Source organism: Flavobacteriaceae bacterium, assembly GCA_014075215.1.
Taxonomy (GTDB): domain Bacteria; phylum Bacteroidota; class Bacteroidia; order Flavobacteriales; family Flavobacteriaceae; genus Polaribacter.
The window spans coordinates 223,972-244,270 of record CP046177.1; the positions used below are offsets into that span (position 1 = coordinate 223,972).

At 33.3% G+C, this 20,299-nt stretch carries 15 protein-coding genes and 1 pseudogene; 7 read left to right on the forward strand and 9 right to left on the reverse strand.

All coding sequences use genetic code 11. From position 1 onward, the window contains the following. Window position 1 precedes the first annotated feature (1 nt). The 7 genes and pseudogenes from GKR88_01215 (at window position 2) to GKR88_01245 (ending at window position 9,691) form a co-directional block, all read left to right on the forward strand. Entirely contained in the window at window positions 2-1,498 is a 1,497-nt protein-coding gene (locus GKR88_01215; GenBank protein QMU63022.1) for a RagB/SusD family nutrient uptake outer membrane protein, read from the forward strand. Window positions 1,499-1,508: 10 nt separating this feature from the next. Next, window positions 1,509-3,065, forward strand: a pseudogene (locus GKR88_01220) (PKD domain protein). Between the two features lie 501 nt (window positions 3,066-3,566). Continuing rightward, entirely contained in the window at window positions 3,567-4,511 is a 945-nt protein-coding gene (locus GKR88_01225) for a glucan endo-1,3-beta-D-glucosidase (protein ID QMU63023.1), read from the forward strand. Between the two features lie 52 nt (window positions 4,512-4,563). Further along, window positions 4,564-6,849 (forward strand): beta-glucosidase BglX, encoded by a 2,286-nt coding sequence (gene bglX / locus GKR88_01230; protein QMU63024.1) that lies wholly within the window; start codon window positions 4,564-4,566, stop codon window positions 6,847-6,849. After that, window positions 6,846-7,607 (forward strand): family 16 glycosylhydrolase, encoded by a 762-nt coding sequence (locus GKR88_01235; GenBank protein QMU63025.1) that lies wholly within the window; start codon window positions 6,846-6,848, stop codon window positions 7,605-7,607. Before bglX ends, GKR88_01235 begins: the two co-directional genes overlap by 4 nt. A 25-nt stretch (window positions 7,608-7,632) precedes the next feature. After that, entirely contained in the window at window positions 7,633-8,445 is an 813-nt protein-coding gene (locus tag GKR88_01240) for a hypothetical protein (protein QMU63026.1), read from the forward strand. Window positions 8,446-8,695: 250 nt separating this feature from the next. Next, window positions 8,696-9,691 (forward strand): transposase, encoded by a 996-nt coding sequence (locus GKR88_01245; protein ID QMU63027.1) that lies wholly within the window; start codon window positions 8,696-8,698, stop codon window positions 9,689-9,691. 121 nt (window positions 9,692-9,812) lie between these two features. On the opposite strand, the gene GKR88_01250 is transcribed toward GKR88_01245, so the two are convergent. From GKR88_01250 to lysS, 9 genes are all read right to left on the reverse strand, one after another. Then, window positions 9,813-10,427, reverse strand: a complete 615-nt coding sequence (locus GKR88_01250) for a hypothetical protein (GenBank protein ID QMU63028.1) — start codon at window positions 10,425-10,427, stop codon at window positions 9,813-9,815. Beyond that, a complete protein-coding gene (locus GKR88_01255; protein QMU63029.1) occupies window positions 10,418-11,512 on the reverse strand; it encodes an IS4 family transposase in 1,095 nt (364 codons plus the stop codon). The genes GKR88_01250 and GKR88_01255 overlap by 10 nt, the downstream gene beginning before the upstream one ends. 124 nt (window positions 11,513-11,636) lie before the next feature. After that, window positions 11,637-12,089: a hypothetical protein gene (locus GKR88_01260; GenBank protein QMU63030.1), complete on the reverse strand. Its 453-nt coding sequence runs from the start codon at window positions 12,087-12,089 to the stop codon at window positions 11,637-11,639. A gap of 306 nt (window positions 12,090-12,395) precedes the next feature. Then, window positions 12,396-12,941 carry a hypothetical protein gene (locus tag GKR88_01265; GenBank protein ID QMU63031.1) on the reverse strand — a complete coding sequence of 182 codons (546 nt, stop codon included), beginning with the start codon at window positions 12,939-12,941 and terminating at the stop codon, window positions 12,396-12,398. A gap of 1 nt (window position 12,942) precedes the next feature. After that, entirely contained in the window at window positions 12,943-14,826 is a 1,884-nt protein-coding gene (locus GKR88_01270) for a DEAD/DEAH box helicase (GenBank protein QMU63032.1), read from the reverse strand. Window positions 14,827-15,187: 361 nt separating this feature from the next. Next, on the reverse strand, window positions 15,188-16,141 hold the full coding sequence (locus GKR88_01275; protein QMU63033.1) for a hypothetical protein: 954 nt from the start codon (window positions 16,139-16,141) through the stop codon (window positions 15,188-15,190). A 63-nt stretch (window positions 16,142-16,204) separates the two neighbouring features. Beyond that, a complete protein-coding gene (locus tag GKR88_01280) occupies window positions 16,205-16,513 on the reverse strand; it encodes an excisionase family DNA-binding protein (protein ID QMU63034.1) in 309 nt (102 codons plus the stop codon). 65 nt (window positions 16,514-16,578) lie between these two features. Next, entirely contained in the window at window positions 16,579-18,366 is a 1,788-nt protein-coding gene (locus tag GKR88_01285; protein QMU63035.1) for a tyrosine-type recombinase/integrase, read from the reverse strand. A gap of 183 nt (window positions 18,367-18,549) precedes the next feature. Then, window positions 18,550-20,238 (reverse strand): lysine--tRNA ligase, encoded by a 1,689-nt coding sequence (gene lysS, locus GKR88_01290; protein QMU63036.1) that lies wholly within the window; start codon window positions 20,236-20,238, stop codon window positions 18,550-18,552. Window positions 20,239-20,299: the final 61 nt, after the last annotated feature.

The following is a 20,299-nucleotide window of genomic DNA, read 5'->3' on the forward strand; positions in this document are numbered from 1 at the left end:
AATGAAAAAATTAAACTTAAAGTTTTTAATTACTTTAATAGTGTTAGTAACAGCTACTACTTCATGTAATGATGATTTTGTTGATGTGCCTTCAACTGCAGAAAATTCCGAAGATTATTTTAACTCGGAAGCAGACTACCGGAATGCGCTCATAGGCGCATACGATTTATTGCAAGCTACTTATGTAAATGTACTATTAGGAGAAATAGCTTCTGACAATACGCTGTGTGGAGGGGAAAATGCAACGGATGTTATTGGTTTTCAGGAGATTGATGACATGATACACACCCCTCAAAACAGTAATTTAAGAGATTTATGGAGTTGGATGTTTGCAGGGGTAAACAGAGCAAATTATATCCTGGAGTTCCAAAATAAAACAGACTTTACAGGTAAGGAACAGGTGCTGGCACAAGCTCGCTTCCTAAGAGCTTATTACTATTTTGAATTGGTTAAATGGTTTGGAGATGTCCCTTTAGTAGTAGACAGAAGGTTCTTATTCGGAGATCAATTTACAGTTGACAGAACTCCCAGGACGCAAGTATATGCACAAATAGAGGCAGATTTAATATATGCCGCAGACAACCTACCTTACACACAAGCAGAAACAGGTAGAATTACCAAGGGTGCAGCTCAGGCACTATTAGGTAAAGCTTATTTATACCAAAATAAGTTTATCGAAGCAGCTACCGTTTTAGAAAACTTAATTCAAAATGGCCCTCATGATTTGGTGGCTACTCCAAACGATATTTTTGAATTGGATGATGAAAATAATATAGAGTCCGTTTTTGAAGTACAATACTCGGAATTAGAAGGAGCCGGCTTTGGTTGTTTGCAATGTAGTGAAGGTAATGTTGCTGTCGGATTCAGTGGGGTTAGAAACTATGTTGCCGAACCTAATACTCCGGGAGATATTTACTCTTCAGGGTTTAGCTTTAATGTACCTGTACAGGAAGTGGTAGATGAATTTGAAGCAGGAGATCTGAGAAAAGATGTAGCTATATTAGATATAGATGCCTGGGCTGCACAAACGGGAATTACTTTTGGTACAGGTTACGAACATACAGGGTATTTTAATAGAAAGTATATTCCAAGAAAAAGATCAGCAAATGCATCGGGAGATAGAAATTTAACAAACCCTAACAACTACAGATCCATTCGTTTTGCGGATGTACTTTTAATGGCTGCCGAAGCCTTCAATAGAAGAAGTACTCCGGACGATGCAAAAGCACAAACATACTTAAACAGAGTACGAAGACGTGCATTTGGAGATATGGCACATGACATTTCGAGTACTGGATCTACCTTAACAAATGCTATTTATCATGAAAGAAGAGTAGAACTAATGGGAGAAGGACACCGGTTTTTCGATTTGGTAAGAACAGGTAGGGCTGCACAGGAGATAGATGGTTTTGTCTCCGGTAAACATGAATTATTCCCCATTCCGGCAATTGAAATCCAATTGGCAGGAAACAGATGGGCGCAAAATCCTAATTATTAAAAATGAAATCATGAAAAGTTTAAAAAATATTTATGTTATTCTTTTATTATTACTAACAGCTATAAGCTGTACCGATGATATAAGAGATACTTCATTTGCCAGTACTATTGAAGCGCCGGGTAATGTAAGTGCTTTATACGATATTACTCAGGATAATACAGGAACAGTGACCATTACGCCAAGTGCAAACGGAGCTACTCAATTTGATATCTATTATGGTGATAGTACAGTAGATCCTGTCAGAATTGCAAATGGTCAAAGCACAAATCATGTATATGCGGAAGGGACGTATGACGTGAGAATTGTAGCATATAACTCAAACAATATTACTACGGAAGCTACTCAGCAATTGGTAGTTTCTTTTAGAGCCCCGGAAAATTTAGTGGTAGTTATAGAAAATGATGCTGCGGTTTCTAAAAAAGTCAACATAACAGCCAATGCGGATTTTGCTGCTATGTTTGATTTTTACTCAGGAGAATCTGCAAGTACCACACCTGATGTTTCAGGAAATATCGGGACAACCATATCATATACATATACAAATGCAGGCACCTATGCTGTTAGAGTGGTAGCTAAAGGTGGAGCCATAGCAACTACGGAATACACAGAAAATTTTGTTGTAACAGAAATTTTACAACCGATAGCTTCCGCAGCTACACCACCTGGAAGAAATGAAACAGATGTCATTTCTATTTTTAGCGGTCCATATACAGATGCCTCTGGCACAGATTACAACCCAAATTGGGGACAAGCTACTGTATATAATGCATTTGATTTAAGTGGTGATGCCATACTTCAGTATAGTAATCTAAATTACCAGGGGATACAGTTTGGCAGTGCCCAAGATGTTTCCAATATGGAATTTTTACATGTAGATGTTTGGACAACAGATGTAACAAGAATAGAAACTTCTTTAATTAGTTTAACAAATGGCGAAAAACCTGTTTGGACAAACCTAACTGCTGATACATGGACAAGTGTAGACATTCCGATTTCAGCATTTACAGATCAGGGATTAACCGTTGCAGATATTCATCAATTGAAATTTGTTGGAGATCCTTCCGGAGGAACCGTCTTTATTGATAATATTTATTTTTGGAAAGCACCTTCAAGTGTATCCACACAATCAGTTGAGGATTTTGAAGGCACACCACCTACATTTACTGTTTTCGGAGGTATTGCAGCTACGGAGGTAGTGGCAAACCCGGATGCTACGGGCACTAATACAACAGCAAATGTTGCGAAACTTACTAAAACAAATGGTGGTGAAGTTTGGGCAGGTACATTTTTTGAAATAGCCTCTCCTTTGGATTTGGTAAACTACAGTAAAATAAGCGTCAAAACCTGGTCGCCGAAAACAGGAGCGCAAGTGAAGCTTAAACTGGAAAATGCAGATGCAAGTATCACTCATGAAGTAGATATCAATACAACAGTATCAAATTCATGGGAAGAACTGATATATGATTTTAGCGCGGCACCAACAGCTGATTATACAAGAGTAGTGATATTCTTTGATTTTGGAAACGCAGGTGATGATTCCGTATATTACTATGACGAAATTAATCTGGTAAACGATTCGGGACCTTCACCCTTGCTGTTTCAGGATTTTGAAGGCTCATCACCTACATTTACTGTTTTCGGAGGTATTGCAGCTACGGAGGTAGTGGCAAATCCGGATGCTACGGGAGCTAATACGACAGCTAATGTAGCAAAACTCACTAAAACCAGTGGTAGTGAGGTTTGGGCAGGTACATTTTTTGAGGTAACTTCTCCTCTGGATTTTACAAACTACAGTAAAATAAGTGTCAAAACCTGGTCGCCGAAAACAGGAGCGCAAGTGAAGCTTAAACTGGAAAATGCAGATGCAAGTATCACTCATGAAGTAGATATCAATACAACAGTATCAAATTCATGGGAAGAACTGATATATGATTTTAGCGCGGCACCAACAGCTGATTATACAAGAGTAGTGATATTCTTTGATTTTGGAAACGCAGGTGATGATTCCGTATATTACTATGACGAGCTAACGCTTACAAATTAAGGATAAGAATTTTAAAATACAATTATGAAAAAATTAAAAAATATAATACGTTTGATTGCTGCAGTTCCGATCTTATTCATGGGCTGTCAGGACAATAATTTTACATTTGGCGATATTGTAACACCGTCTAATATTCAAATAACGGCTACTATTGTAGGAGCGGACGCAGCGAATCCTAATGGAGATGGTTCGGGAACTGTTCATTTTTCGGCAACGGCGGACAATGCAGTATCTTTTAAATATGTATACAATGGAATAGAACAAGTTGCACCGTCGGGAAGAATAACCTATAATTTTAGCGTTTTGGGGCTAAACACACACACGGTAACGGTAGTTGCTTCCGGAACAGCAGGCGTAACTTCAAGTGCATCTATACAGGTACAGGTATTAGCAACTTACGAGCCTCCGGCAGACTTAAAAACAAAATTATATGATTTTGATCCGGCGAATCCTACGGCAGCTTCTTCAAGAACATGGAGAATAAAATCTGAAAAAGCCGGGCATTTTGGATTAGGGCCTGTGGGAGGAACTACACCTTCGGAATGGTACGGTGCCGGTCCGAATGAAAAAGTAGGAGTTGGGATGTATGATGATCGCTTTGTTTTTAATTCCGATGGAACATATATGCATATTACAAACAATACAAATGATGCATCCGGAACGGATACTTCTGGAACAATTTTTGGTCGTAACCCACATATAGTTAACGATTTAGGATCAAACACAGGCGTTATAAATGGTGCCGATATAGAAAACTATGTATATAGCGATTATTCAGAAACGTGGTCATTAACAGCTCCTGGAGGTGTTGAAACATTAAGTCTTACGGGACTAGGTTTTATTGGATATTATACTGGAGGAAATCATACATATCAAATTTTTGATCGAAGTGTAGCTAATGAATTACTGTTACGAACTACCGATGCTGCTGGTGAATTTGACTGGTGGTTTATTATTACATCGGATTAGTGAAATCTCTTAAATACTATACTTATAGAAAATCACATTTTAAGTCGAGACCATGAAAAAAAGTAATTTACTACCCCTAACTTTCCTTATATTACTATTTGTAGTTTCATGCGCTACGAAGATAGACCCGGAAACATACAAAAACCCAAACGCTCCTGTTGAAGATCGGGTAAATTCACTCCTGTCTGTAATGACATTAGAAGAAAAAGTGGGGCAAATGAACCAATACAATGGTTTTTGGGATTTAACAGGCCCGGCTCCCGGTAGTGGTGATGCAGCTAAAAAATATGAGCACCTGAAAAAAGGCCGGGTAGGATCAATGCTAAATGTAAGAGGGGTTCAAAATGTAAGAAAAGTACAAAAGATCGCGGTCGAAGAATCCGGGTTAGGCATTCCTTTGATCATAGGCTTTGATGTAATTCACGGGTATAAAACACAATCACCCATACCCTTGGCAGAATCTGCCAGTTGGGATTTGGAAGCTATTAAGAGATCTGCCAGGATGGCTGCTGTGGAGGCCTCTGCAGCAGGAATTAACTGGACATTTGCACCTATGATCGATATTTCCAGAGATGCCCGATGGGGGAGAGTCATGGAAGGAGCAGGGGAAGACACCTATTTGGGAAGTAAAATAGCTGCGGCCAGAGTACGAGGATTTCAGGGCAGTGACCTGAGTCGGCATAATACTATTGCAGCTTGTGCAAAACATTTTGCAGCATACGGCTTTGCAGCATCAGGAAAAGATTATAATACTGCAGATATAGGAACTTCCACGCTGTACAACACTGTTTTCCCTCCGTTTCAGGCGGCTGTAAAGGCAGACGTAAAAACAGTTATGAACTCTTTTAATGAGATAAATGGAATTCCGGCTACCGGTGATTCGTTCCTGCAAAGAGATATTCTGAAAGGCAAATGGGGATTTGAAGGATTTGTTATTTCAGACTGGGGATCCTTGGCGGAAATGATAGCACATGGATATGCGGAAGACAAAGAACACGCTGCGGAACTGGCTGCTAAAGCAGGATCTGATATGGATATGGAATCTTATGCTTATGTAAATCATTTGGCAGGCCTTGTAAAAGAAGGAAAAGTAAAAGAACCTCTAATAGATGATGCAGTAAAAAGGATTTTGAAGGTTAAATTTGAATTAGGGCTTTTTGAAGACCCTTATAAGTACTGTGATGAAGCCAGGGAAAAGGAAGTTATCGGTAGTAAGCAAATACATGATGCTGCTTTGGATATGGCAAAAAAATCGATTGTTTTGCTTAAAAATGAAGGAAATATATTACCACTTAAAAAGAACGGACAGAAAATTGCACTTATAGGTGCGCTAGCTTCAGATAAGAACAGCCCTTTAGGAAATTGGCGATTGGCTGCAAAAGATGATTCTGCCGTTTCTGTCTTGGAAGGAATGCAATCCTATAAAGGAAATACTTTACTATATGCAGAAGGCGCTAAAGTATCTGTCGGTACTACCAATTTTTTTACTGAAGTAACCATTAATACTACAGATACATCCGGATTTAAAAAGGCTATTTCTGTCGCTAAAAAAGCGGACGTAGTAGTGATGGTTTTAGGAGAAGTAGGTTTCCAGAGCGGAGAAGGAAGAAGCAGAGCCAATTTAGGATTACCAGGTGTTCAGCAAAAATTATTGGAAGTGGTTTATAAGGCAAATAAAAACATCGTGTTAGTATTAAATAACGGAAGACCTTTGGCAATTAATTGGGCAGATGAAAATATTCCTGCTATTCTGGAAGCCTGGCAATTAGGTTCGCAAAGCGGTAATGCTATAGCTCAGGTACTATATGGCGACTATAACCCCAGTGGTAAATTGCCCATGAGTTTTCCAAGAGATGTAGGCCAGATGCCTCTTTATTATAATTATAAAAATACCGGAAGACCGGGACCTAAAAAAGAAGTTTTCTGGACACATTATCAAGATATGGAGAACACTCCTCTGTATCCTTTTGGATATGGCTTGAGTTATACTTCTTTTGAATATTCGAATATCAGTGTACAAAATAATTACACCTCTGATAAGACTGTTAAAATAACAGTTGATATAAAAAATACCGGTAAAACGGATGGTAAAGAGGTAGCTCAATTATATATTCGGGATCTTTTTGCAAGTGTTACAAGGCCGGTAAGAGAATTAAAAGGATTTGAGTTAATCCCTTTAAAAACAGGTGAAACAAAAAAAATCTCTTTTACCTTAACAGATGAAGAGCTTGGTTTTTATGATAATGAAGGTGTGTTTTTAGTAGAACCGGGAACATTTAAAGTATTTGTCGGAGGCAGCTCCTATGCAAGTTTAACATCTGAATTTGAATTAGAATGAAAAAATTAACTTCATTTATTACTATACTATTACCTTTCATTATTTCATGTAGTGAAAAAGAAGTAATTTTTGAAGATCATTTTTCTTCTCAAACTTTAGATGAATCTTCTTGGAACTACGATATAGGAGACGGCTGTCCAAATCTTTGTGGTTGGGGAAACAACGAACGTCAGTTATATACCAAAGAGAATGTATCAGTAAAAAATGGAAATTTGGTGATTACTGCAACTAAAAAAGATACAGCGTATTATTCAGGAAAGATTCACACAAAACAAAAAGTAGCATTTCAATATGGTATCGTAGAAGTAAGAGCAAAACTTCCCTTGGGAAGCGGTTTATGGCCGGCAATTTGGATGCTTGGAAACGATATTGATGAGAACGGGTGGCCAAATTGCGGAGAAATTGATATTATGGAATACGTAGGTAAAGAGCCACATACCTTATATACTTCCTTACATACTCCGGATAGCTTTGGAAATACGATTAACTCCAAAAAGACAATAAAAGAAAATTTAGAAGAAGGATTTCACATATATAAAACAAATTGGACAAAAGATGAAATCTCATTTTACTTGGATGACGAGCTAGTATATACCTTTTCTCCTGAAATAAAGAATATCAAAAATTGGCCTTTTAACAAACCTTTCTATATAGTTCTTAATTTAGCTGTTGGAGGGAATTTTGGAGGCCCGGAGGTAGATGATTCTATTTTTCCTCAAAAATTTATAATTGATTATGTAAAAGTGTATAAAAATTAATTCTAAAAACCATTAAATTTAAATTATGAAGAAAATTACTTATTTATTAATGTTATTAACGGTTGTAGGTTACGCACAGACAACACTTATTGATTTTGAGACAGCGACTACGTGGACCGATTTCGACGGAGGCGTTATGACAACCGAGACAAATCCTTACAATAATTCGGACAATAATTCGGCGAATGTGGGGAAGATGGTAAAAAATGCCGGTCAACCATGGGGAGGAAGTTGGACAGATTTAGGTTCACCTATAGATTTTTCAAGTAATAATGCAGTATCCGTAAAGGTGTATTCACCAAGAGTAGGAGCTAAATTATTATTTAAAGTAGAGAATGAAACAGACGGAGGAGTATTTTTCCAGCAAGAAGCTACTACTACTATGGCAAATGCCTGGGAAACATTGACATATGATTTTTCGTCAGTTAATACTGCCAATAGCTATCAGAAAGTAGTGCTTATTTTTGATAATGGAACTGTCGGAGATGGAAGTGCCAATTTTACATTCTATGTTGATGATATTACCCTATACCTAGATAGTAGTGCACTTAGTCAGATAGATTTGCCAGTAAATTTTGAAGGAAGCACTACAAATTATACGGTAACTGATTTTGGAGGTAATGCATCTATGTTAGTAACGGATCCGGCTAATAGTTCAAATAATGTGATACAATCTGTTAAAACAACCGGAGCTGAGATTTGGGCAGGTACCACAATAGGTACGCCTTCAGGTTTTGCTACGGCAATTCCTTTTACAGCTACAAGTACTAAAATGTCCGTAAAAGTGCGATCACCGTTAGCCTTTAGATTAGCAAATAGAAATAATTACTTAAAATAAAAACATAATAGTTATGATGAAATTTCTTTTTTTGCTTCTTTTTTTCTTTGTTAATAACTCTTATTTTGTTGATAACCAAAAACACAAAAGAACGGAGTGAACTTTAGCGGCCAGCTAGCTTTTTAGAGCCATCCCCCGTATTAGTCTCCGTTCTTTTTAAAAGTTACTTAGAACCATATAGAATTTCAGTTTCTGCCCTTATTAAAGGTCTTAGTTTAAGTAACTATTATTAATATCTAATTACAAAATTATGAAAACAAATGAAATTATCGGAATCGATGTCAGTAAATTATTAATTGATGTTTGTATCTATTCTAAACAAATTGTTCAACAGTTTGAGAACAGTAAATCTGGATTTAAATTAATGCTAAAGTGGAGTTTTAAAAATTCGTCTTTCTCTAAAGAAGAAACCATGTTTGTATTTGAACATACAGGAATGTACTCTCATTTATTATCTGTGTCTTTAACTGAACAAAAATTATCTTTTTTCATAGCTTCTGGTTTAGAAATTAAAAGATCTATTGGTATTGCTCGTGGAAAGGATGACCAAATTGATGCCAAACGCATTGCTCTATATGGGTATCGATTAAAAGAAGAACTTAAACCCAGTAAGCTACCTAAAAGAAGTATATTACAACTAAAAAGTCTCTTATCTTTAAGGACAAAACTTAACAAACAAAGAGCTGGTTTTAAAGTTACTTTGAAAGAACAAAAAAGAATTTATAAAGCAAAAGAGTATAAAATAATCTTTGACGTTCAACAAAAAATGATTGCAGAACTAACCAAACAAATACACAAGATTAATACTCAAATGCAAGCTATTATTGACCAAAATATAATGTTAAAAGAAACCTATAAACTTGTTACTAGTGTTAAAGGTATAGGAATGCAAACTGCTATAATGATGATTGTGTTTACTGACAATTTTTCAAAATTTGAAAACTGGAGAAAGTTTGCCTCTTATTGTGGTGTTGCTCCTTTTCCTTACCAATCTGGAACTAGTATTAAAGGACGTACAAAAGTCTCTCATTTGGCTAATAAAAAATTGAAAGCAATTATTAATATGTGCGCTATTTCTGCTATACAACATAACCCAGAAATGAAATTATACTATCATAAAAGAATAAAACAAGGCAAAAGTAAAATGAGTACCGTTAACATTATTAGAAACAAATTAATAGCAAGAGTGTTTGCCGTTGTCAAACGACAAACACCCTATGTAGATACTTTTAAATTTGCTGCATAAATTAGTAAAAATAATATCTCAACTTTTACTTGTTTTTATCATAGAATACCTTTAAGATCTCCGTATTGTACTGTTGTATGTTTTTCTAAATATTTCATACTACAAAAGTAAGTTTATTCTTTTAGTCTACAAATTTCTGTTTTACTACTTCAAAATTCCACTTATTAAAACCTTGATAATATGCCTCAACCCAAAAGTAAGTAGGATTATTATAATCCTGTTGACAATCAAACTCGCAATAGGTTTTTACCAAGAACCCAAAATTGCCTAAATACCGAAGTAAATATGGCTGATAGTTACCCTGACGAGTTACTTTACAATTTGGCTTTTGGTTAATCTCGTATTGAATAAATTTTTTAGTAGCCCTATATGCTGTTTGTCTCCAATAATTTGAGTATTCAAATTCTTCTAATGTAGGTTCTTTGTGCTTCTTATTATATGCCTTTGGGTCTTTCCATAATTCCAGTAAATCTAATTGAGGTTCTGTATTATTTTGAAAAGCTGAATTATCTGTAACATCTAATTCTTCACCTTCTTTCATTTGCTGTAATTGTTTAATTTTTTTTATCCAATCTTCATTGCTTTGATTTTGTGTTTTAGGTGTTTCAGTTATTGTGTTTTGTTCCTTTTCTAGTATTTGGTTGTGTTGTTGTTTAGGTTTATCATTACAACTTATAAGAAGTAATACTAGAGTAGTTGCTATTGATGTTATTTTAAGTGTTTTCACTAAGTACATGACAAAAATTTAGTCAAGTTCATATTGTTTTGATTTACAGGGTTTAATAGCACAGAAGCGATATAATCTAATCCATATTTGAATATGCTTTTAGCCATTCTTCCATGCTTTTTTATTTTGATAGGCTTAATCTGATGTAAATATATACCAACTTTGTAACACCATACGAAAGCCATCATTACAAACAGTACTAATTTTTCAATACGCTTAATATCTTGCAGGTGTGTGTTTTCAATATCAAAGCCACTGGCTTTCATTGCTTTAAAACACATCTCTATCTGCCATCGTTCTTTGTATTGTTCAAAGGCCTTATCAGGAGCGTTGAACGATACAATGATTAAGAAATCAGGCTTTCCATTTTTTGGGTACAACTTGCATCCGGAAAGGAAACAAAGCTGACCATTAACACGTACAATTTTAGGATAATACACAAACTCATTGATCTTATGTGGATTAAACAAGTGAAATACTTTGATGGTTTTGTTCTTATCAGGAAGCTCTACCTTAAAGTTGTTTCGAATGCGGATATAATATTTGATTCCATTTGTATTCAAGAAATCCAACCAATGATTACCTACAAACTCTCTATCGGCTACAATGGATTTAATAACATCTTTGCCAAAAAGTCTTATGAAACGATTCACAAGATCAATACGCTCCTGACTGTTAGAGTTCCCTGGCTTATCTAACATAGTAAATAACAATGGGAAGGCAACACCTTTATAGACAACTCCCAACTTAAAAATGTTGATGTTGGTCTGACCAAACTTCCAATTGGTCCTATCAATACTCAAGATCAATCCCTCTTGCTTAGGAAGGAGACTAAATATAAGACGAGCGATCAAATCTCCATCCAACGAATAATCAGCAATAAATCTTTGAATACGTCTGAGTGATGACTTCGAATCTACTGAGGTCTCAAAAGCGTTGGCTACCTTTTCAAAGGTAACTGTCTGTACCTTACAGAGGGCGATAATGAAATGTGATATGAGTTTGATTCTTGCCAAATTGATCTTACCTTGGAAATGAGAACTTAAAACTGAATTTAATTCACTACTTTTAGTGGAAGCATTGGTTTTTTTCATTAGAAAAATGAGTGATGTTATTCTTCTAATATACTGAAAATCAATGCTTTATTTTAATTATTTAACATTTAATTTACTGATAATCAATTAATTATATTTTTTGTCATGTACTAAAGTGTTTTCATTATTCTAATTCTTGTATTCCGTAAAAAACTAATGTTTGCCCATTTTTAAACTCATAACCAATACTACCAACAGTATCAACCCATATCTGAAAACAGATAGAATTATCGATGTCAAATTCCATTCCTTTTAACCCTAATAAACTTTCCGTTATTTTGGACTTCTTTATTTTAAATTCAAAGGTATTCCAACTCCTATTTTTAGTTTTGGATTTATAAGAAATCAGGTTTTTGTTGAAGTCGAATGTATGATAACTTACTTCATCATTTGTCTGTAATATATCAACCCCTTTTTCGAGGTCATTACTATTACTAACAAATTTAAAAATAGGTTTCTCATTACTTCCCGTCTTGTTTTTTGACGATGAGGTCTTATTGGTTTGAGTGCATCCAATTAGTGTAGTAAGGATAATAATACCAAAGACTATAATCTTTTTTGTATTAGTGTGGTTCATTTGCTTTTCTCATTAATTTCAACCCAGTACCTAAGTTGAGTGATTAACAAAAAATAAGGCATGGTACTAAAGTCCACTCCTTGGACGAGGTACTGGTATACCTATCAAGTAAAGCGAACTAAGCCCATGCCCATAAGGAACACGGGCATTAGTTCATCCTTTCTACTTGATTGATTGAAAATTATCAGTTTTCGTCCAAGTTATTAGATGACTAATGCCTATCTGCGTATTTTATGTAAAGAACGTTTATATCGTTATTCTATATCTTTTGTTTTCTGATTGTATTCCAAATATAATGGATTTCGATTAATCTAAATCTGTATTAAGTAATTTTAATAGTTCCTTTTTTTCATCATCAGTAAAATTATTTCTTATGTATGTGCTAAATGAACTTGGAGTTTTTTCAAGTTTTATTCGTTGCCGTTTAAACCCTCCTTCAATCATTGCTTTGTACACAGATAATTCTTTAGACATGACTTTTTCAAATAAATCTAATCGATGTTTTTCTAACACTTCTAGACTTCTTTGTTTATCCGTCTTTCTTACCCTTTTTATGTCTATATCTAATTCTAATTGTACACTTTTTTGTCTTCCAAGTTCTAATTCTACTTCTGTAAACCCTGAACAAATTTCTTCTATATCTTTAAAATCCATTTGCAAGCCCCAAGGTCTTACTGTTTCTACAAAGTCAGGAAAATAATTAAACTCTTTAGGTTCTAATTCATTTGGAGCAGGGTCTCTATTTTTCCAGTCTTCTGATTTAATAATATTTAATATCAATCTTGGTATATGGGTTTCCCTAAATTTGTGTTCCTTTAATTCTTCTTGAACTTGTTCTATTAAATTTTCCATTTTATTGGCTTTTTAATTTCTCGTATAACTCTTTAGATAGTTCTAATTTTTTCTTGTATTCATCTAAAGTAAAAATAAGGCTATTTTTTTTACCTACAGATTTATTTAATTTTGAATGTATGTCTCTATACTCTAAACCAAAATCAAAATGAATACGCCCAACCATTTTATGGACTAATTTTTTATATCTGTCTTTTTCATCCGTTATTGTTTCTATTTTATGAGGTCGTCTTTCCTCTAATGAAGGTTGCTGACCTGCAATATTTAAAATATCTTTCCACATGCTTAATACCTTATCTTTTGTAACATCGTATTTAGTAGCTAATATTGTAGCTTCTACATCTTCAGTTTGAGAGAAAAGTGCACCTCCATATACATTTCCACTATTTTCACTTGTAGAGCTTAAAACTATATCTTCTATGCTAATTTGAGTTGGCTTTCCACCAATACCCCCTATATGCTCTTCTTCAACGGAATCTATTTCATATCGAATATGTCTTAATTCTTCTTCAATAAATGTAGCATTGTCAATCAATGGTTTATATTCTGGAATGTACATATAACATACATCTGAATTATTTTTAAAATGTACTGGATTTCTAACACCTCGCCCCATAACTTGAACAAACCTAACTCTTGTAGTAACATTTGAAGCATAAACAATAGCCCTTATTCTAGAAATATCTACTCCCTCAGAAACCATATTAATTGAAATAATCCACGTTTTATAACTTTCTTTAAAACGCTCTATTTTTCTATTGGAATCTTTATCATCACTTGTAACCAATTCAGCAAAATCAACCCCGTATTTATTATATATTCTCTCGTATAATGCTTTAGCATCTGCTATGGAATTACAAACAATCAAACCTGCATAGTTTTCATTGCGGTTGGTATTAATCTCATTTAACTGTTGATTAGCCTTTTCAAATGTTTGATATACATAACAATCTCCCTCTGGGCGTACTTTAATTGCATTATTATAAATATTTTTTATTTCAGATGCAGGGTCTTCATTTTTTAATCTTTCATAACCATTTACAGTTTCAACTGTTGACGAATTTCGTTGAAATATTACAGGACAGCAGACTTTATCTTTAACACTTTCAGCATATCCATAAGAATAATCATATTGTAATTCGTATTTTCTATCGCCAATTTTTTTATATGTAACAAAAGGTATTTCTGCATTATCATTTCTGTCTGGAGTACCACTCAATAGTAACACAAAACCTGCTTCGTCTCCAATTTCTCTAATTGCATTGCCCCAAGATTTATCGTCACCTGCATGATGAACCTCATCAACTATTAGAACAACTCTTTGATTTACATATTTTTTTAGAATTTCTAGGTTTAATGGGTTAAGACTTTGAAAGGTAATACTAATGCCATTACAATCTCTTGGCCACGCGTACTTAAATTGATAACCATGGTCTACTCTGATGTTAAAAAATTTCTGAAAAGTAACACTCCAATTCTTTTTAATATTTTCTGTAGGACTAATAACAATTACAGAGTCAAACTCCCCAGATTTTAATAGATAATTAAAAGTATAGCTTGAAAACATAGTCTTTCCCGAGCCAACTCCAGCAACTGCTAAAAAAGAATTTCCGCCTCCTTTTCGTACCTTAATTAATTTTGCAAAACAATCTTGTTGCCATTTTCTTAATTCAATTTCTTTTTGATTTCTCATTTTATTTGATTTTAATAAATTACACTTTGGGCATAAGGCTTGTCCATTAGAAATGTGTGTAATACCGTATTTAGAAAATGGAGTAATGTGATCAGCATGCCAATTTGTTGGTAAAGAAGTACCACAATTTTGACATAAACCCTCAGAAAGAACAAAGAGAGCTTTTTTTTGCTTTGAATTAAAATATCTCATATTTACTAACCGCCTTTCACTTTTTTAGTGACCATCAGCCTTATGGGCTAAAGATAGTAAAAATTATTGAATATCAGATGATTCGTTTTATCGCATACCAGGGCAGAATCATACTTTGTGATACAAAGTAAGTTTTCCAACAAAATCCGCTAATTTTTGTAAATTTTCAAAAATCTCAAAGATTTTTATTAGTGAAATAGCATGTTTTAGACATTTAGAAGAGAAAAATTTGTGTATTTGTAGTAAAAATAAAAGTATGATTTTGCCCTGTATCGCATACGTAAAAATTATCGTATTTAAAAAGGCACTTAGTGTATATAGTAAAACACAACTCTCAAAAATTACTGGGGGACAGATAAATCTAAAAAATTAAATCTTTTACAGACCTAATTTTAATATCTAATTCCCTTACTAGATTCTTTTCTAGTGTATTTTTACTGACTTCTTTTAATAATTCCTTTACGACAGATTTCATTTTACTACGTTTACTTCTAGGGTTTATAACATCAAAATCTAAATCGGATATAATATTTATTACCTTATCAAATCCCAGTTTATCTATACCATGATATGAAAGGTACTGATACAGTCCACTATGTCTATACAATAAATGAACTGGGTCTTTACCTATTGATAATTTATTAACCTTATGATAATCTTTTAACCAAAGTTCCTTCAACTTATTTTGAACAGTATCGTCAAATAAAGATTTTAAATATACTTGCTCTAAATTAAATCGCTGCTTTAAATTCTTTTTAAGCCTTATTTCGTAGCGTAGAATGTTTTTATTATGATATTCGATAGGTATTGAGTAAAACACCTCTTTATTCCCATTTTTTAACTCTTTTATTTTATCATAAAAAATTAATGATTTTGAAGCCCATTTTGTAAAAAATGTGACAGAATCTTTATAACGATTAGTTTCAAGTCGAGGAAAAGAAATTAAAGAACTAATATATTCATGAACTGAATAATCTACCTCAATATTATATCCATAATCAACTCTAGTCAATATTGCCTTTTTCATGTTCACATTAATATTGTCTGAAAGCATATTAACAGCTTCTTTAATTGTCTTTCTGTTTAAATGAAGAAGATTATTACCAAAGTGAAATTTAGACAAAGAACCATTAAAATAAAGTTTATAAGGTTTGTAGTTTTCATTAAGTATAAAAGTAATCTTCATATTTGAAAGATTTAGTGAAGCTGTATAACCACTATCAGATGTAGATATCTTGGCTTCGCTAATTAACTCCTTAAAATTTGAGTTCTCTTTTGGTTTTATGTCTAAATACCCCTTTATTGTATCAATCATAAGTGTTTCCTTTTTATGGAAATTAGTATAGCTTATTATACCGAGTTATATATTCAATAATTTTCATAACGATTTGTTTTTAAGGTTCAACAAATTGTTAGCCACCATTGTTTCAATATCGTCTGTAGATTGAATACGGTTTTTCAAAATGAAATTCTCTAAATCTCTACGCTTAATAAAAATGAGTTTTCCTGAAGGTTTGGAATAAGGAATTTGATTAGAAGTAATCAATTTTTGCATATAAGAGTAACTTACTCCTATTACAAAAGATGCTTCTTTAATTGTATAGATGCGTTTACGATAGAGATGACTTTTTTTGATTTCTCTTTTGAGGCTTCTTATCTCACGAACTAGTTGTGCAATTCTTGCCATAATGAATAATTTAAAAGCTATTATGGCACAAATCTCTTACATAATAGAAGTTTAATTGATAAGTATTAAGGTAGTGGGATAGTAGTACTTATTTCATCTATTATGTCATTTGTAATGTATTCAAATGCTTTGTGCTTATCTTCACTTAAAGCTTTACTCAGTTGGTTATTTTTAAATGGTTCTCCATTTTTATTGATAAAATGATGAATTACTAATTGATGTCTAAATCGTTTAGTTTCATTATTTAGATAGTTGTTTTCAATCAATAAATCGATTAAATTCGTTATCTGAAACTCAGTTCCGAGCCATTGAATTTTTTTATCCCATTGGTTCTCAAAATGAAATTTAAAATCATCATTTTTTTCATCAATTAGTTTGTTTTTAATTAACACTTTGTATAGGAAATTGATAAATTCTTTTTTGTTTAAATCAGGGTTAAGTAAAAAGGATTTTTTTCTATTTATTCTTAATGGATTAGTGGTATCATTATTATTTTCAATTTTTGAAAGTTTTGTATCAATAATTCTTTTCAACTTAATTAACCTCAACTGAAAATCATAATACTTTTCATCTTTATGTTCGATTTTAAGCAGGAGTTCAATTATATCATTTTCATATTGTTCGAAATACTCATCATAAAACCATTCACCAGAAATTCTATCTCTATGACCACCACCATAGAAATCATCTAACACCAAATAACTAAAATGAGTTTCAAAATTGTGTAGTATTCTATCCTCAAAATATTCAACCTTTTTCTTTACTTCTTGTAGTTCTATAATATAAAATTCTAAATTTACCATACTATTAACGGCTTTTTGTTTTTCCTCGTCAATAACTTTTGCATACACTAAAGTACTTTTTATATCTTTATGCCCCATAAGTTTTGAGATAGTAAAAATATTAACTCCAGCAGTAACTAGTAATGTTGCAAAAGTGTGCCTTGCACAATGAAAATGTACTTTTTTATCAATCCCAGTCAGTTTAATAAGTTTCTTAACTGTCCTATTCATTGAACTAATATGGTCTGAAAGATTGAATACAAATTCTTCATTGTGAGTTTGTTTGTTTAAAATATTCCGAGCGTTATTATTTAAAGGTATATAAACCGTATTCTTAGTTTTATTTTGTATTAATTGTATTCTGTTATCCTTAATGTTAGACCATTTCAAATTTTTAATATCCGATGCCCTAAGCCCACTATAACAACTAAATAAAAAAGCATTCTTTGAATCGTTGTCCCAAAAATCGGTAGAAATTATTTTTTGTATTTCATCCTTTGTTAAAAATACAATTTCGGTTTCTTTCTTTTTAGGTCTTTCAATAAATCTAATAGGATTTTCAACAATGATTTTTTCTTTAATAGCTTGATTAAGTGTTGCATTGATTTTATTGGTATAAGTAACAATAGAGTTATTTGCCAACTCTTTACTTTTAAGGTATTCAATGAAATTTTCAATCCAACTAACCGAAATGTTTTCAAAAGTCAATTTTTTGCCTTGAAATTTAATAAGGTGTTTTAAGGTGTTATCCCAAGCTGTTTTTGTCTTTTCACTTTTCTTGTTTCCTAACTTTTCAAAATAGAGTATGAAATTTGCCTTTTGTAATTGCCTTGATACTAAACCATTTTTTGCATTACCCAATTCAATTTCCAATTTTGCTCTTATATTTTCAACTAACCGTTCTTTTTGTTTTCTAACCTCTTTGGTGTCGGTTGTATTAAAGGTTACTTCTTTTATGGTTTCCCTTACTCGTTTTCCGTTTAAGGTATAATCTAATTGTTTTCTATAAGGTCTATTCTTACGAGAGTTATTTTTATTCCCAATATACTTTGTTCTTAAATTTACTGACATATCATTAGGTTTAGTTTTCTAAATTTAAAAGATAAATTCTACTCAAGTGACAGATACGTGACACTTTTTTGTAACAATCTGCTATAATATGCAACAAAAATAGGTTGCCGAATGACAACCTATAGTAAGTATGAAGTGAGTACTTATTTAATACTCATCTTTAAAGTTTATAATATTAAAACACTAAATAACCTCTACAATTAAGCCATTTTCTGTTTTGGAAACTTTAGCTAAGTTATTTTTAGTCAGTTCTTTAATTGCTTTATCCCATTTCTTATTAGATAATTCAGCTTTAACTTTAATGTCACTTAAAGCACTGCCAGAATGTTCTTTTAAAATGCCTAATATCACTTTTGCTTCATCACTAATTGCCACTTGTTTTTTCTCTGGTCTCATTTGCGGAAAAAAAAGCACTTCCTGAATAGACTGATTATTCGTTAAAAACATCACCAACCGATCCATACCAATTCCCATTCCGGAAGTTGGCGGCATTCCATATTCCAAAGCCCGTAGAAAATCATCGTCAATAAATTTGGTAGCCTCATTATCGCCTTTAGCAGCCAGTTGCAGTTGAGCTTCAAAACGTTCTCTCTGATCTATAGGATCATTTAACTCGGAATAAGCATTGGCAATTTCTTTTCCGCATACCATCAGCTCAAAACGCTCTGTTAACTCGGGATGATCTCTATGCTCTTTACATAAAGGGCTCATTTCTTTTGGGTAATCTATAATAAAAGTGGGTTGGATATAATTTTTTTCACATTTTTCACCAAAAATCTCATCAATTAATTTCCCTTTGCCCATCGTATCATCTACCTCGATGTTCATAGATTTTGTAGCTTCGCGGATTTCATCTTCCGTTTTTCCGTTAATATCAAAACCGGTGAAATCCTTAATGGCATCTGCCATCGTAACCCTAGCGTAAGGCGCTTTAAAATCTATTTCATGTGCTCCATAAGTAGCTTTTGAAGTTCCATTTACTGCAATTGCACAATGCTCTAATAATTGCTCGGCAAAATTCATCATCCAGTTATAATCCTTATACGCCACGTAAATTTCCATTGCCGTAAACTCAGGATTATGTGTCTTATCCATTCCTTCATTTCTAAAGTTTTTAGAAAATTCATACACGCCATCAAATCCACCGACAATTAACCTTTTCAAATAGAGCTCATTGGCAATTCTCATATACAGCGGGATTCCTAAAGCGTTGTGATGTGTTACAAAAGGTTTTGCTGCTGCACCACCTGCAATAGGTTGTAAAACAGGAGTTTCTACCTCAAAATAACCGGCATTATTGAAAAAAGTACGCATTGCATTAAACAGCTTGGTTCTTTTAATAAAAACCTCTTTTACATGTGGGTTCACTACCAAATCCGCATACCGTTGCCTGTAACGAAGTTCGGTATCTGTAAAAGCATCAAATACAACACCGTCTTTTTCTTTTGGAAAAGGCAATGGTTTTAATGCTTTACTTAATAAGGTAAAATTTTTAACCAGTACTGTTTTCTCTCCGACTTTAGTGGTAAACAATTCTCCTTCAATACCCACAAAATCCCCTAGGTCTAATAGTTTTTTAAAAACTTCATTGTATTTGGATTTATCTTCCCCCGGACAAATTTCATCACGATTAAAATAAACCTGAATCCTGCCTTTACTGTCCTGCAACTGTGCAAAAGAAGCTTTTCCCTGAATATTAATAGCCATTAACCTTCCTGCAATTACAACGGAGTTTCCTTCTTTAAAAGTTGTTTTTATGGCTTCGGAATTTGTAGTTACCGGGTAAATGCCTGCCGGATACGGATTAATTCCTAAAGCTCTAAGCCTGGAAAGTTTTTTTCTTCTGACAATTTCTTGCTCCGATAACTGCATATCTAATCTGAATATCTTGATAAAGAAACGGCAAAGTTAATCAATTGTAAGAATTGAAGAA